Origin of the sequence: Vibrio sp. Vb2960, from assembly GCF_033337665.1 — a bacterium.
Classification (GTDB): Bacteria; Pseudomonadota; Gammaproteobacteria; order Enterobacterales; family Vibrionaceae; genus Vibrio; species Vibrio alginolyticus.
In genome coordinates this window covers 33,690-48,040 of sequence record NZ_JAWORD010000004.1, presented here as the reverse complement: position 1 = coordinate 48,040, position 14,351 = coordinate 33,690, and the positions used below count along the sequence as shown (strand labels likewise).

Below are 14,351 nucleotides of genomic sequence, written 5' to 3'. Positions count from 1 at the left end.
ATGATTACTCTATTTAACTTACTGTTTCGATTGTTGATTACGAAAACAAAAAGCCCCGAGAGACAAAAATCGCTCGGGGACCAATGAATTGTAAAAATTGATGATTACCAATATGGTCTAATCGAGAAGACCAAACGTCATCTTATTTTGCGGCAACGACTTCACCACAAGTGATCATCAGTTGATCGCGTAGCCAAATGTGGCCTTTATCTTTTTCACTTGATTCATGCCAGCTTAAGAAGCCGCTGATTTCTTTGTTTGCAAATGGGAAATCAAGAATTTGCAGTTGATCGCTGTTTACCGCATTTTCCGCCATCCAACGTGGTGCAATAGTCACAAGCTCAGATTGACCCACCACGTATAGTAGGTTGCTTAAACTAGAACCTTCATACGCCGCTTGGCAATCCAGTTCACGGTACGCTTGCTCTGAGAAACTACGTTGGCCATGCACTTTCGATAACTTCGCATGCTTTTCGTTAAGCAGTTGCTCAGCCGTCACACCACCTTGAATGCGTGGGTGTGTTTTTGATGCGATAACCACTAATTCATCTTTGAAGATTTCAGTGCTTGAGAAACCTTGCTCATCAAAACGAGCGTAGTCGATCACGAAATCAATTTCTTGGTAGCGCATACGCTCAGACAACAAACGGTCAAATTCTGCATCTAGGTGAAGCTGAACGTTTGGTGCTTGTTGATTCACTTTTGCCATGATCTTCGGAGCAAAACGCATGTCACAAGGGCTGCAAATCGCAAGCTTGAATAAGCGAGTCGAAGATTCTGGTTGGAATACAGAGCTAGGAAGTTCATTGCGAATCAGCTGTAGTGCTTGGCGAATAGGGCCAAACAGTTGACGTGCTCGTTGCGTAGGCTGAATACCACGGCCTTGGCGCATGAATAGCTCGTCGTTAAACATCACTTTTAAGCGTGCCACGGCGTTACTTACCGCCGGCTGAGACATGCCTAGGTTATGTGCTGCACGAGTAATATTTTGCTCTTGCATTACAGCATCAAATACAGTCAGTAGGTTTAAATCTACACCACGCAAAGTGCTTTCCATACGGTAGCTAGCAATTGCGCTCATCGCGTCTTTCTTCTCTAACATTGAGTGCGCCTCTTTTGTAATCGTCAACTTTGTTCATTAAATTCATAACGAATAGAATCCCATCTCGCACAAAAGACGGCGGCTGGATTCGAATCATTTTACGAATAGATAACCTAACTTTTTATTATATTTATCGTCCGGATACTTCCGGCTCGAACTGTACTATCAACTAATCGATTGCGGTTTCGCAACTAGATTGATATTTAATCAGTAAATTTTAGCCAATTAGGTATTTATTCTTTAAATAACAAAAGCTTGATAAAAACATAAAAAACTATAAAACACGTAAAAATGCATTCTTTGAGGACGTATTTAGCAAATTGATAGGACAGGTGGTTAACACAAGCATGCATTTAGCTCAGTTATTGGTTGAGATAAGAACAACATATAGCAGCTATATCTCTGATTGAATTTTGCACTTATCAGTCAAATTATCAGCAAATACACACTGAATAGAAATGAGAGAGGAAGAATAAAAATGCAGCCTTCCAAACAGAAAGGCTGCAACAAAATCGTATCAAAAATGGAAGGAACAATGTACTTAGAACAACGTACTTAAATGTTCGACACGTAACTTGGAAAATCAACCTGCTCCCACAGTTGTCTGGATAACTCTGCTTTTGAATCCCATGCACCTTGCAGTACCCAATGAACAATAGCCTGAGCAACATCTGGGTATTTCACACTTTCGGCTTGTTGCTCCTTTAGCCACTGGCGTACTGCGGAAATGTCTAAGCTCTCCATCGACATCGCAAGCCCTAAATCTTCTAAGGTCGCAACATTGCTCTGCTGCTCGAATTGACCCGCGAGTGGCTTTAGTAACAATTTTTTCCCCAAAGACAAGGCTTCTGAAGGAAGCTCAAACCCACCATTAGCAATGACACCACTACAGCGATGCAAATGATGCTGGAAGTTGCTGTGGCATAAAGGGCGCAGTTCTATGTTTTCTACCTGCTCACATTCGATCACATCCGGGTGATAACAGATAAACGCTTGTTGATTAAAGTGGAACAATAAGTCCGAGATATCTTCAATCGATTCGAACGGTAGATACACCAACACGAAGTCGTCGTTTTCTGCTTGGCTATCGACGGTATGCACTATCGGTGGTAACAAAGGTTGATCAAAATGATGCCAATGCAAACCAAGGTGATGTTGAGAAGGCGCAAAGTATTCAATGACGGATTTATCTAACCAACTTGCTCCCTTTAGTGGCACTGGATAACGGAAAGCATTTTGGTGGCTGATACCAATAGAAGGCTTATTTTGTTGTCTCGCTGCCCACGCAGTCACAGGTTCGAAATCATTAATGATAAGATCGTAGGACGACAGATCGAGTTGCTTAACTTCTTTGAAAAACTGCACCAAATTGTTATTCAATGCTGTTTTCGCGTAGTTTACAGAGCCTTTTTCGGTAATAAAGGTGAAGCCTCGGCGAGTCTGGTAATCGCCAAATGCTTCCATTGAAAAGTATTTTTCCGGCGCTCGCCCAGAAAACAAAAAGTCGACCTCAACATCGTGCTCTTTAAACGCATGACTCATCGCCCTTGCGCGTGCAATATGTCCGTTTCCTGTCCCTTGAACACCGTACAAGATTTTCATCAATTAGCCTCCTAACATCGCAATCGCTAATCCACCACAAAGACTGCCAAGCAGTGCACCAATGATGACATCGGTAAAAAAGTGCACACCCAATAAGATTCGCGCGGTTCCAATTAAACTTGCCCAAAAGAATGCAGCAACGCCTAGGCTCGGATAGAAATGGTCAATCAGCGTCGCCATGACAAACGCAGCGGCAGTGTGTCCTGAAGGAAGACTGTAGCGATCAGAGGGGGTAATAAAAGCAGGAAGGAGTGCATTAAGCTCTTCAGGGCGACGACGCTTAAAACTATTTTTCAGCGTCCAATAAATTGGTAGCTCGATAGCAAAAGCAAGTAAACCCGCCAGTAAAAACCAGACTCCTTGCTCCTTATCTAAATACCAAGCTAATAACCCCAACACCAAGTAAAGATGCCCGTCACCACTGTGGGAAACTCCTTTACTGATATTGGCGACTTGTTGATTAAAACGGTGCTTAAGACAAACACTAGAGAGCGCTAAATCAAACTTAGCAATGGTTGCAATTGGCTGTGTAATTGTCTCTATGGTTCTCATGTGACCTTTCCTTACTTTGACAACGCCTTTTTGTGAAAAGTAGGAGGTTTAGGTGACAACAGCATGACGGGAGTTTGGACAATTAATGACAAAGGCCAAATTAAGGTGTGCCCAACGATTTATCTATTGGGCATAACCATAAAAATAGAACATTAAGAAGGGTTTGATGGTTGCGGTTGAGGGGTGTCTATATACCAGACTTTTCTCTTCTTGCGGCAGGCGCGCAAAGAGCCTGTCGTCATGTCACCATCTTTTGTTAGCTCATAGCTCAGTGAGCGGCAAGTATAGTTTCCCGACAGTTCATGCTCTATACTCGTTTTCTCCGTTTTACTCGAGTTAGGCTCTAGTAGAGGGTTAGGCTGAGTAGATAAAATGTCACGATTTATCACATTGCTGCGCGCATAATCCTTATGGACATAACCTTTTATCACTCCTTTCTGTTCAACGAGAAACCAAGGTTGATCAACCACTTTTGCTAGCACATTAAAGACTTCCCCTTTCGATAATACGCCAAGCTTTGCCCCTTCAAGACTCGGTTTGGAGCGTAGGTTTAATGTGGTCTTAGAGCGGTAAGAGACATCCATAAACTCTACTGGGTTTGAGGTATCGACACCTTCAGTGGTTGGTCGGAAAACTTCCGCTTGCTGTTTCTCACTAGGCTGGACACGGATCTTCCACCAAGAATACGTTTCCGGATCTTTACCTTTAAACTTATTTCGGCTGTCAGACTCAAGGGCAACAAGCATCTGATTCAAGAACGATTCGCGTCCTTCATAACTCAAAAATCGATCCATTTGATCATTGATGACCATGACGCTCTGTGAGTGATCATTCATAACAACGGGGGAAGCCACTTCCACATAGGTCTGCGATTGAAACAGCTGACAACCCGACAAGCTGACCAGAGTAAGTACTATGGCTGAACGTCCAAATTGTTTTGTTAACCTCATTCTTTCCCTAACCCTTATATTTCTTTTACCTAGTGCAACTGCACTACTATAAATGGTCATTCAAAACTTTTGCCAAACAATTCGGACCTTTGTGTGACAAGTCGCAATCCCGATGCTTGTTTCGGTAATGAAACGTCGCAAACTTGATGAGAACTTACTTCTTCTAGCACGTTTCTATCGCATCATGTCGTTTCACTTAGTGCATCATTTTTTTCAAGCAAACGAAAAGACTCATCCGATATGAATAAAAAATCGACTTTAGGGTTGACGCGCTTCATGGAGTGCGGTACTAATTTGTTAACTTAATTATGTGGAAAGCTTAACAACTATGTCAGCTCATTTTTCTATCCTGCTTAGCCTCCTCCTGATCGTGACCAGTTCGCGCGGGTAGGCTGTGGAAGAAAAATAACCACACCAATTTCTAAGAACCCGCATGAGAATGCGGGTTTTTTTATATCTAAATACTGGAAGTAAACGATTCACTTGCGCGAAAGTGCAGAAATCAGGAAGGAAGCAAACATGAACGATCAGGTCATTATATTCGACACCACATTGCGTGATGGCGAGCAAGCGTTGTCAGCAAGCTTGACGGTTAAAGAAAAACTGCAGATTGCCTATGCGCTGGAAAGACTCGGCGTTGATGTTATCGAAGCTGGCTTCCCAATCTCTTCACCAGGTGATTTCGAGTCTGTACAAACCATCGCAAAAAACATAAAAAACAGTCGAGTTTGTGCCCTTTCGCGTGCCGTTGCGAAAGACATTGATGCTGCCGCTGAAGCATTAAAAGTGGCTGACCAATTCCGTATCCACACGTTTTTAGCCACTTCCACCATTCACGTAGAAGACAAACTACGCCGCAGCTACGACGATGTACTAGAAATGGCAGTCAACGCCGTTAAACATGCACGTAACTACACTGATGATGTCGAGTTTTCTTGTGAAGATGCTGGTCGTACTCCAATCGACAACCTATGTCGCATGGTAGAAGCCGCCATCAATGCAGGTGCGAGTACAATCAACATTCCAGATACCGTTGGCTACACCGTACCAAGTGAGTTTGGTGGGATTATTGAAACTCTATTTAACCGCGTTCCGAACATTGATAAAGCGATCATCTCCGTTCACTGTCACGACGATTTGGGGATGTCAGTTGCCAACTCTATTGCCGCCGTTCAAGCTGGCGCACGTCAGATAGAAGGCACGATCAATGGCATTGGAGAGCGAGCGGGTAACTGTTCACTTGAAGAGATCGCAATGATCATCAAGACTCGTCAAGAGTTTTTGGGCGTTCACACTGGCATTAAGCATGATGAAATTCACCGCACCAGTAAGTTGGTTAGCCAGCTATGCAATATGCCTATTCAAAGCAACAAAGCAATTGTGGGTGCAAATGCGTTTAGCCACTCTTCAGGCATCCACCAAGATGGCATGTTGAAGAATAAGAATACCTACGAAATCATGACCCCTGAGTCTATTGGCCTAAAAAACCAAGCTCTGAACCTAACCAGCCGCAGCGGTCGCGCTGCCGTGAAGAGCCATATGGACACCATGGGTTACAACGAAGACGAGTACAACCTAGACGCACTGTATGCGGATTTCTTGAAACTTGCTGACCGCAAAGGCCAAGTGTTCGATTACGACCTAGAAGCCCTAATGCACTTCTCGAACTTGCGTGAAGAAGATGACTTCTACAAATTGAGCTACCTAAGCGTGCAGTCTGGCAGCGTAATGGCTACCACCAGCATCAAAATGCAATGCGGTGATGAAGAAATGTGTGAAGCAGCGGTCGGTAATGGCCCAGTTGATGCGCTATACCAATGTATCTACCGCGTGACAGGCTACGACATCGTTCTGGATAAATTCGACCTAACCGCGAAAGGTGAAGGTGAAGATGGTTTGGGTCAAGCAGACATCATTGCCAACTACAAAGGTCGCAAATACCACGGTACGGGTGTTTCCACCGACATCGTTGAGGCTTCCGGCCAAGCATTATTGCACGTTATTAACAGCATTCATCGTGCAGATAAAATCGAAGAAATGAAGCAGAAAAAGATTGCGACTGTGTAATAACAACCGGGCTACACGGCTCAGGAAAGAACACGCTCGTTGAAATAATTAAGCTCAAAATTAGAAAACTTAAAGGATTAACATGACAGACAAATCGTACAAAATTGCCGTCCTACCCGGTGACGGCATTGGCCCGGAAGTAATGGCGCAGGCACATAAAGTATTGGATGCAATCGAAAAGAAACATGGTATTGCGTTTGAGCGTGACGAGCATGATGTAGGTGGTATCGCGATCGACAATCACGGTTGTCCACTTCCAGAGAGCACAATAAAAGCATGTGAAGAGTCTGATGCAGTCCTATTCGGCTCGGTTGGCGGCCCTAAGTGGGAGCACTTACCACCAAACGACCAACCTGAACGCGGTGCCCTACTTCCACTACGCAAACACTTCCAACTGTTCTGTAACTTACGTCCAGCGCAAATTCACTCAGGTCTTGAAGCTTTCTCACCGCTACGTGCAGACATCTCGGGTCGCGGCTTTGACATCGTGGTAGTCCGTGAACTGACGGGTGGTATCTACTTCGGCCAACCGAAAGGTCGTGAAGGTGAAGGCGCAACAGAAAAAGCATTTGATACTGAGGTGTACCACCGCTTTGAGATCGAACGTATTGCAAAAATCGCTTTTGAGTCTGCTCGTCTACGTCGCAAGAAAGTGTGCTCTATCGACAAAGCGAACGTTCTACAAAGCTCTATTTTATGGCGTGAAGTAGTCGAAGAAATCGCAAAAGACTACCCAGATGTCGAGTTGTCACACATGTACATTGATAACGCGACTATGCAGCTTATCAAAGACCCTGCTCAGTTCGACGTAATGCTGTGTTCAAACATCTTCGGCGACATCATTTCTGATGAATGCGCGATGATCACAGGCTCTATGGGTATGTTGCCATCAGCAAGTCTAAACGAAAGCAAATTCGGTCTGTACGAGCCAGCAGGCGGCAGTGCACCAGATATCGCAGGTAAGAACATCGCTAACCCTGTGGCACAAATCCTATCTGCTGCACTGATGCTGCGTTATAGCCTAGGTGAGGAAACAGCGGCACAAGACATCGAAACGGCAGTTTCAAAAGCACTATCAGCGGGTGAGCTAACGGGTGACCTTGCTGGTGACAACCCTGCACTTTCGACGTCTGAGATGGGCGATAAGATCGCTGAGTACATCTTAAACTCTTAATACAAAACAGATTCATAATAAATACTAAATCCTCTATCCACCAATGACTTACCTCTAAGTCATTGGTGCTAAAACAAAGCAACAAGGATAACGAGGAAAGGAAGCAAACAATGGGCAAAACATTATACGAAAAAGTCTACGACGCACACGTTGCCGTCGCAGCAGAAGGGGAAAACCCAATCTTGTACATCGACCGTCACTTGGTACATGAAGTGACGTCTCCGCAAGCATTTGACGGCTTGCGTGAAAAAGGTCGTAAAGTGCGTCAGGTCAGCAAAACTTTTGCCACCATGGACCACAACGTTTCGACAACCACCAAAGACATCAACGCATCGGGTGAGATGGCTCGTATCCAGATGGAAACGCTATCGAAAAACTGTGAAGAGTTTGGCGTTACGCTTTACGACATCAACCACAAATACCAAGGTATTGTGCATGTTATGGGCCCAGAGCTTGGTATTACCCTACCGGGCATGACCATTGTTTGTGGTGACTCACACACTGCTACACACGGTGCATTCGGCTCTCTCGCTTTTGGTATTGGTACATCTGAAGTTGAGCACGTATTAGCGACTCAAACGCTAAAACAAGCGCGCGCTAAAACGATGAAGATCGAAGTGAAAGGCAAAGTAGCTCCGGGCATTACTGCGAAAGACATTGTGCTAGCAATCATCGGTGAAACCACAGCAGCAGGCGGTACCGGTTACGTAGTTGAATTCTGTGGTGAAGCGATCACTGACCTTTCAATGGAAGGGCGCATGACCGTATGTAACATGGCGATTGAGCTAGGAGCGAAAGCCGGTTTGATTGCGCCAGATGAAACCACGTTCGAATACATCAAAGGCCGTAAATTCTCACCTCAAGGTGCCGACTTTGATGCAGCAGTAGAATACTGGAAGACATTAAAAACGGACGATGATGCTCAGTTTGATGCAGTCGTGACACTAAACGCAGCGGATATCAGACCACAAGTCACTTGGGGTACTAACCCAGGCCAAGTGATCGCGGTAGATCAACCTATCCCAGCACCAGAAAGCTTTGCCGACCCAGTAGAAAAGGCATCGGCAGAAAAAGCATTGGCTTACATGGGCCTAGAGGCAGGCAAGTCATTGTCTGATTACAACGTCGATAAAGTCTTCGTTGGTTCTTGTACTAACTCACGTATCGAAGACATGCGCGCAGCCGCTGAAGTAGCGAAAGGTCGCAAAGTCGCGCCTCACGTTCAAGCGCTAATCGTTCCTGGCTCTGAGCAAGTAAAAGCGCAAGCAGAAGCGGAAGGCTTGGACGTTATCTTTAAAGAAGCGGGCTTTGAGTGGCGCCTACCAGGTTGCTCGATGTGTCTAGCAATGAACAATGACCGTTTGGGTCCACATGAACGTTGTGCGTCTACTTCAAACCGTAACTTTGAAGGCCGCCAAGGTCGTGATGGCCGTACCCACCTAGTGAGCCCTGCGATGGCAGCGGCAGCAGCAATTGCTGGTCACTTTGTAGATATTCGTGAACTAGACTAAGGAGCAAACCAATGTCAGGCTTTAAACAACACACAGGCTTAGTTGTTCCTCTAGATGCAGCGAACGTTGATACTGATGCCATCATTCCAAAGCAGTTCCTACAAAAGGTCTCCCGCCTAGGCTTTGGTAAGCACCTATTCCATGACTGGCGCTTCCTAGACGATGCTGGCGAACAGCCAAATCCAGAGTTCGTGATGAACGCACCTCGCTACCAAGGCGCGTCTATCTTGCTGGCTCGTGAGAACTTCGGCTGTGGCTCATCTCGTGAGCACGCACCGTGGGCACTAGCGGATTACGGCATCAAAGCGATGATCGCTCCAAGCTTTGCCGATATTTTTTACGGCAACTCGATCAACAACCAAATGGTACCAGTTCGCTTGACTGAGCAAGAAGTGGATGAAATCTTCCATTTTGTTGAGGCGAATGAAGGTGCAGAAGTCGAGGTCGACCTAGAAGCGAATGTGGTTCGCGCCAACGGCAAAGAGTACAGCTTTGAAATCGATTCGTTCCGTCGTCATTGCTTGCTAAACGGTTTGGACAACATTGGCCTAACCCTTCAGCATGAAGATAAGATTGCCGAGTACGAGGCAAATATCCCGAGCTTCTTGCGTTAAGACGTGTTAGTAAATACACAAATCAAGGGCTGGCAATTGTCGGCCCTTTTAATTATTTAGACAACTGATTTTATATCGCTTTGCTTACGGAATACCGAACGCCTCTGTTGAAATTCGTCATCCTGAACAGCGACGAAGGAGTGTGATTTAGGATCTACTGCCAGAGCGCACTGTGCAGATTCATACTGTCTTTACTCAAGAGTTTGTGGGTATTAGATTCCTGATATCGCTTATGCTCCTCAGAATGACGGCGAATAAAGGCCACTGATTACTGAAAGAAAACAAGCACTAAACTGGTCTACACTATCAACAATATCTCATTCAAAGGTATCTCTATGAAGCGCCTGTTATTGCTGTTGTGTGCTCTGGTTTCTTTCTCGACATTTTCCGCTCCAAAATCCGACTTATGGCCATATTGGAAACAATCGAATCAAGCCAACCAAACCCAAATTTCTCATCAAGAATGGCAACAACTACTCGATACTTATTTAGTTGAACAAGGCGAGAATACCTTGTTTCGTTATAGCCAAGTCTCCTCTGCCGATAAAACTAAGCTGAAACAATACATCCAGCGTTTGGCAAAACTAGACCCTCTACAATACAGCCAAGCAGAGCAATATGCCTATTGGGTAAACCTTTACAACGCCATCACGGTAGATCTTATTTTGGATAACTATCCAGTCGAATCAATCACCAAGCTAGGTGGCTTATTTAGCTTTGGTCCTTGGGGAGACGATGTGGTCGTAGTCAACGGGAAGGATCTAACTTTAAACGATATTGAACATCGCATTTTACGTCCAATTTGGAATGACCCGAGAACACATTACGCGGTTAACTGTGCCAGCTTGGGATGCCCTAATCTGCAGTCTCAAGCATTCACTGCTGACAACACGCAAGTTCTACTGGATAGTGCCGCCAAAACATTTATTAACAGCAGCAAAGGCGTATCTATCCAAGGTAACACGGCACAGCTGTCTTCTATTTATGATTGGTTTGCAACGGACTTTGGTGGAGAAAAACAAGTCTTCAACCACATCGCAAAGTACGCACCGCAATACAAAAATTTCTCTGGTAAAGTGAAATACGAATACGATTGGGACTTGAATCAAGCCAACTAAACTGGAGAGATTTGAGGTCAATTAGCGTTAGGATCATGATAGGCCAAAAGCTAAAGACACCGGCAACTCAAAAACTAAGACATAAAAAAGGGCACTGAGTGCCCTTTTTAAATCCAATACTTGATAGAAAACGTCCGACTACTTGAAGCCTTTGACTTTCTTAATCAGATCGTAAGCGTTTTGAATCTCTTGAGATTTCTCTTTCGCGACGTTCATCATCTCTGGTGGTAAACCTTTAGCCATCAATTTGTCCGGGTGATGCTCGTTCATCAGTTTACGATAAGCACGCTTAACGGTTTTACTGTCTGCATCTGAAGACACATCCAGAATTTTGTACGCGTCGGCCAACTGATCCGCTTGTGAAGCTTGTTGCCAGCTACCACCTGAAGATTGGCCTTGATGCTGACCATGAAAACCGCCCTGGCTTTGGAAACGAAATGCGGCTTCTTGCATTTGCAAACGACGCTCTAATTGCTCAGAAGAGAAACCCAAACCACGTGCAATCTTGTGTAGTACATTTCGTTCACTCGGGTGGATCGAGCCATCTGCAAAGGCCGCCGAGATTTGCAGCTCTAAGAAAAATTGCAACAAGTCAAAGCGACCAGCTGTCGAAATTTTCACACGAACAAGAACATCTTCTAACGGAAAGTCGCTGTCTTTACCTTCACGAAACGCGTCTTGCGCTGCGCGACGCTGTTCGCCATGCAAATTCATGCGGTCCATCATGGCAGAAGCCAGTTGGATTTCCTCTTTGGTGACTTGGCCTTTCGCTTTTGCCACATGTCCCATTACCGCAAACGCCGCTTTAAAAAACTCTTCTTGGCGCTGAGCTTGACTTGGCCCTTTTCCAAAGCCGCCAGTAGAGAACCCGGCTTGACTCAAGCGACGTGCTTTATCGAATTGATGGCCAATAAATAAGCCAAAGAGTAAACCTAGCGGCCCGCCAAGTAACAAGCCAAAAAAGGCACCCAGAATTTTGCCAAAAATATGCATTATGTGTTCTCTATCAATGAATTTTTATCGACGACGGCGGTCTTATAGTGCCGGATGCAACGATTTCCTTTATGATAATGGAATTAGTTTTATTTCGGCTAGGCCATTTCGCCTGCTTATCTTTGCAGCTATTTTGTCGTCATTATGCCACAGTGAATCAATACGCTGGGATAAATGCGACTATAGTTGATTCATTTGGCTATTACGCTAGGGTACAACAAGCCCTATAGCCATCGAGTAGTAGTGACACAGGAAAGTTCAATTCAATGCAACATTTCTCCCGCACATTTTTAGCGGCCTCTATCAGCACCGCCTTGTTTGTACCCACCACTCAAGCTGAAGCGAATATCCATGATAGTGTGCAGGAAATGCCCGCCACAGATCAATGTTTGGTCGATACAAGTGGCGAGGAGGACGCTCTTAATACCCCAGTAGTGGTAGAAGCTGACACCCTGCAAGCCATCAATGGTGACAAAGCTCAGTACTCAGGTAATGTACAAGTCACCCAAGGCCAGAAGAAAATTACCGCAGATAGCGTAACGCTGCACCAACAAGACAACGTCGTGGTTGCCGAAGGCAACGTGACTTTCAATGACGGCCAAGTCAAAGCTCGATCTGATCGTGTTACTAACGACATTAATCAAGATACGTTTTCACTTGAGAACACCGATTATCAGTTCCTTTGCCAACAAGGCCGAGGCACTGCAGCCTATATCGCTCGCACAGGTCAGTCGGTTTATGAACTCGAAGACGGCTCTATCACATCGTGCCCTCAAGGCGATAATTCATGGCGATTGGTTGCGTCAGGCATCGATGTTGACCAAGATGAAGAGACAGCGACGCTGCACCATCCTCGATTTGAAGTGTTAGATGTGCCTGTTTTCTATGTGCCGTATCTAACCATGCCAATTGGAGATACGCGTAAAACGGGTTTCCTCTTCCCTTCTTTATCGTACGGTTCTAGTGATGGTATGGAAGTCGAGGTGCCATTCTATTGGAACATCGCGCCTCAATATGACATGACACTCACCACGCTCTATATGCAGCAACGTGGTACAAAACTCGATACTGACTTCCGCTACCTAACAGATGGTTGGGGAAATGGAGAAATCAAAGGCGAATACCTCAATAGTGATCGCAAATATCAGGACGAGTCTCGTTGGGGCTACCAAGTTAAACACGACGGTATCATCAATAAACAGTGGATAGTCAAAGTCGATTACTCAAAAGTGAGTGATATTGATTACTTCCTCGATCTCGACTCCGACATTGGTAACCGTGAAGATGGTCAACTGGTTCAAGAAGGACAAGTACAATATCGTTCTGACTTCTGGGATGCCTCGTTAACCGTTCGTGACTTCCAAATCTTATTGAAAGAAGAGAACCGCCCTTATCGCCTGCTTCCTCAGTTAGACTTGAACTACTACACGCCGTTGTGGGGAGACTACCTTAACTTTGACGTGAAGAGCCAAGTCAGCCGCTTCGATACCAGCGATGCTGCGCGACCAAATGCGACCCGTGTTCACATTGAACCAGGGCTTACATTACCGCTCTCAAACTCATGGGCAACGTGGACAACAGAAGCGCGCGTGCTCTCTACGTATTACTCTCAAGACTTAACGGGTTTGACAGATGTAAACTTGCAAAACCAGTTGGATGATGAAGTTTCTCGTGTTATTCCTGAGTTCCGTACGCATGCGCAACTTTACTTAGAACGAGATACAAGCTGGATCAAGGGCTACACCCAAACACTGGAGCCTCAGCTGCAGTACTTGTACGTACCTGAAGAAGATCAAACCAACATCTACAACTACGATACCACCTTGCTACAAACCGACTACTACGGGCTATTCCGCAGTCGTAAGTACAGTGGCATTGATAAAATCGCCTCGGCGAACCAGTTAAGCTACGGTGCGAGTACTCGCTTCTTTGATGATGACTATAAAGAGCGTCTTAACGTTTCATTTGGTCAGATTTACTACTTCGATAAAAAGACCAAACTGAGCAACAGCCCAAACCTTCCGGATGAGACCACCAATTACTCATCATGGGCGATTGAAGCTGATTTCAACTACAACGATTACTTGTTCTATCACGGTGGAATTCAATACGATATTGATTTGAGCTCCATGCAGTTGGCAAACAGTACCTTGGAATACCAATTCAACGGCGGCTTTATTCAGGGTAACTATCGCTACGTTACGCGTGAATACATCGAAGATACGATCATTCTCGAAAACCTAGACACAATTACTCGTAAAGGTATTTCTCAAGCAGGTATTGTAGCGGCCTACGAGTTCAACCCGAACTGGTCTGCGAGTGGTCAATACTACTACGACCTCAATGAAAATGCGGACCTAGAATGGTTAGCGAGCCTGCGTTACCAATCTGACTGTTGGTACATTGGCGTCACTTACTCAAACCAATTGCTTGGTTGGGAAGACCAAGCTATCGGCAGCACCGGGGCATCACCTGAATACGAAAATAACTTCAGCGTTAACTTCGGTATTCAAGGCTTTGCGACCAACCAGCGTGAAGACACTGCTGTCAAAGAACTGGATGGTTCTGACAACGCGATTAAGTACGGCCGCCCATTCTATCTGAACAATTAATCAAAATAGGCGTCTTAAATGAATAAGACGCCTATTCAAAAATACTGACGGAATTT

General features: G+C 45.2%; 11 protein-coding genes. 6 read left to right on the top strand and 5 right to left on the bottom strand.

Annotation, left to right across the window (positions count from 1 at the left end):
* Nucleotides 1–142: 142 nt before the first annotated feature.
* The 4 genes from calR to R7O03_RS04675 all read right to left on the bottom strand — a co-directional run bounded on the left by calR (nt 143) and on the right by R7O03_RS04675 (nt 4,206).
* Nucleotides 143–1,102 carry a LysR family transcriptional regulator CalR gene (calR, locus tag R7O03_RS04690; RefSeq protein WP_005379693.1) on the bottom strand — a complete coding sequence of 320 codons (960 nt, stop codon included), beginning with the start codon at nt 1,100–1,102 and terminating at the stop codon, nt 143–145.
* Nucleotides 1,103–1,657: 555 nt separating this feature from the next.
* Nucleotides 1,658–2,704: an MJ1255/VC2487 family glycosyltransferase gene (locus tag R7O03_RS04685; RefSeq protein ID WP_005379691.1), complete on the bottom strand. Its 1,047-nt coding sequence runs from the start codon at nt 2,702–2,704 to the stop codon at nt 1,658–1,660.
* Nucleotides 2,705–2,707: 3 nt separating this feature from the next.
* Entirely contained in the window at nt 2,708–3,256 is a 549-nt protein-coding gene (locus tag R7O03_RS04680) for a phosphatase PAP2 family protein (protein ID WP_033906038.1), read from the bottom strand.
* 152 nt (nt 3,257–3,408) lie between these two features.
* Nucleotides 3,409–4,206: an SH3 domain-containing protein gene (locus tag R7O03_RS04675; RefSeq protein WP_025768373.1), complete on the bottom strand. Its 798-nt coding sequence runs from the start codon at nt 4,204–4,206 to the stop codon at nt 3,409–3,411.
* A 519-nt stretch (nt 4,207–4,725) separates the two neighbouring features.
* Here R7O03_RS04675 and leuA point away from each other — a divergent pair.
* The 5 genes from leuA (at nt 4,726) to R7O03_RS04650 (ending at nt 10,690) form a co-directional block, all read left to right on the top strand.
* Nucleotides 4,726–6,273: a 2-isopropylmalate synthase gene (gene leuA / locus R7O03_RS04670; RefSeq protein WP_005379685.1), complete on the top strand. Its 1,548-nt coding sequence runs from the start codon at nt 4,726–4,728 to the stop codon at nt 6,271–6,273.
* A gap of 82 nt (nt 6,274–6,355) precedes the next feature.
* A complete protein-coding gene (gene leuB, locus R7O03_RS04665; protein WP_005383068.1) occupies nt 6,356–7,447 on the top strand; it encodes a 3-isopropylmalate dehydrogenase in 1,092 nt (363 codons plus the stop codon).
* A 110-nt stretch (nt 7,448–7,557) separates the two neighbouring features.
* Nucleotides 7,558–8,958 carry a 3-isopropylmalate dehydratase large subunit gene (leuC, locus tag R7O03_RS04660; RefSeq protein ID WP_005383069.1) on the top strand — a complete coding sequence of 467 codons (1,401 nt, stop codon included), beginning with the start codon at nt 7,558–7,560 and terminating at the stop codon, nt 8,956–8,958.
* A gap of 11 nt (nt 8,959–8,969) precedes the next feature.
* Nucleotides 8,970–9,572 (top strand): 3-isopropylmalate dehydratase small subunit, encoded by a 603-nt coding sequence (gene leuD / locus R7O03_RS04655; RefSeq protein ID WP_042522424.1) that lies wholly within the window; start codon nt 8,970–8,972, stop codon nt 9,570–9,572.
* Between the two features lie 335 nt (nt 9,573–9,907).
* Nucleotides 9,908–10,690, top strand: a complete 783-nt coding sequence (locus tag R7O03_RS04650) for a DUF547 domain-containing protein (RefSeq protein ID WP_318131547.1) — start codon at nt 9,908–9,910, stop codon at nt 10,688–10,690.
* 138 nt (nt 10,691–10,828) lie between these two features.
* Here R7O03_RS04650 and djlA read toward each other — a convergent pair whose 3' ends face one another.
* A complete protein-coding gene (gene djlA / locus R7O03_RS04645; protein WP_005383076.1) occupies nt 10,829–11,683 on the bottom strand; it encodes a co-chaperone DjlA in 855 nt (284 codons plus the stop codon).
* Nucleotides 11,684–11,949: 266 nt separating this feature from the next.
* On the opposite strand from djlA, the gene lptD reads away from it, so the two are divergent.
* Nucleotides 11,950–14,295, top strand: coding sequence for an LPS assembly protein LptD (gene lptD / locus R7O03_RS04640; protein WP_005379673.1), 2,346 nt, complete (start codon nt 11,950–11,952; stop codon nt 14,293–14,295).
* Nucleotides 14,296–14,351: the final 56 nt, after the last annotated feature.

Excerpts from the sequence above, each read along its gene's own strand:
- calR (WP_005379693.1), bottom strand. The coding sequence starts at position 1,102 with ATGTTAGAGAAGAAAGACGCGATGAGCGCAATTGCTAGCTACCGTATG.
- R7O03_RS04685 (WP_005379691.1), bottom strand. The coding sequence starts at position 2,704 with ATGAAAATCTTGTACGGTGTTCAAGGGACAGGAAACGGACATATTGCA.
- R7O03_RS04680 (WP_033906038.1), bottom strand. The coding sequence starts at position 3,256 with ATGAGAACCATAGAGACAATTACACAGCCAATTGCAACCATTGCTAAG.
- R7O03_RS04675 (WP_025768373.1), bottom strand. The coding sequence starts at position 4,206 with ATGAGGTTAACAAAACAATTTGGACGTTCAGCCATAGTACTTACTCTG.
- leuA (WP_005379685.1), top strand. The coding sequence starts at position 4,726 with ATGAACGATCAGGTCATTATATTCGACACCACATTGCGTGATGGCGAG.
- leuB (WP_005383068.1), top strand. The coding sequence starts at position 6,356 with ATGACAGACAAATCGTACAAAATTGCCGTCCTACCCGGTGACGGCATT.
- leuC (WP_005383069.1), top strand. The coding sequence starts at position 7,558 with ATGGGCAAAACATTATACGAAAAAGTCTACGACGCACACGTTGCCGTC.
- leuD (WP_042522424.1), top strand. The coding sequence starts at position 8,970 with ATGTCAGGCTTTAAACAACACACAGGCTTAGTTGTTCCTCTAGATGCA.
- R7O03_RS04650 (WP_318131547.1), top strand. The coding sequence starts at position 9,908 with ATGAAGCGCCTGTTATTGCTGTTGTGTGCTCTGGTTTCTTTCTCGACA.
- djlA (WP_005383076.1), bottom strand. The coding sequence starts at position 11,683 with ATGCATATTTTTGGCAAAATTCTGGGTGCCTTTTTTGGCTTGTTACTT.
- lptD (WP_005379673.1), top strand. The coding sequence starts at position 11,950 with ATGCAACATTTCTCCCGCACATTTTTAGCGGCCTCTATCAGCACCGCC.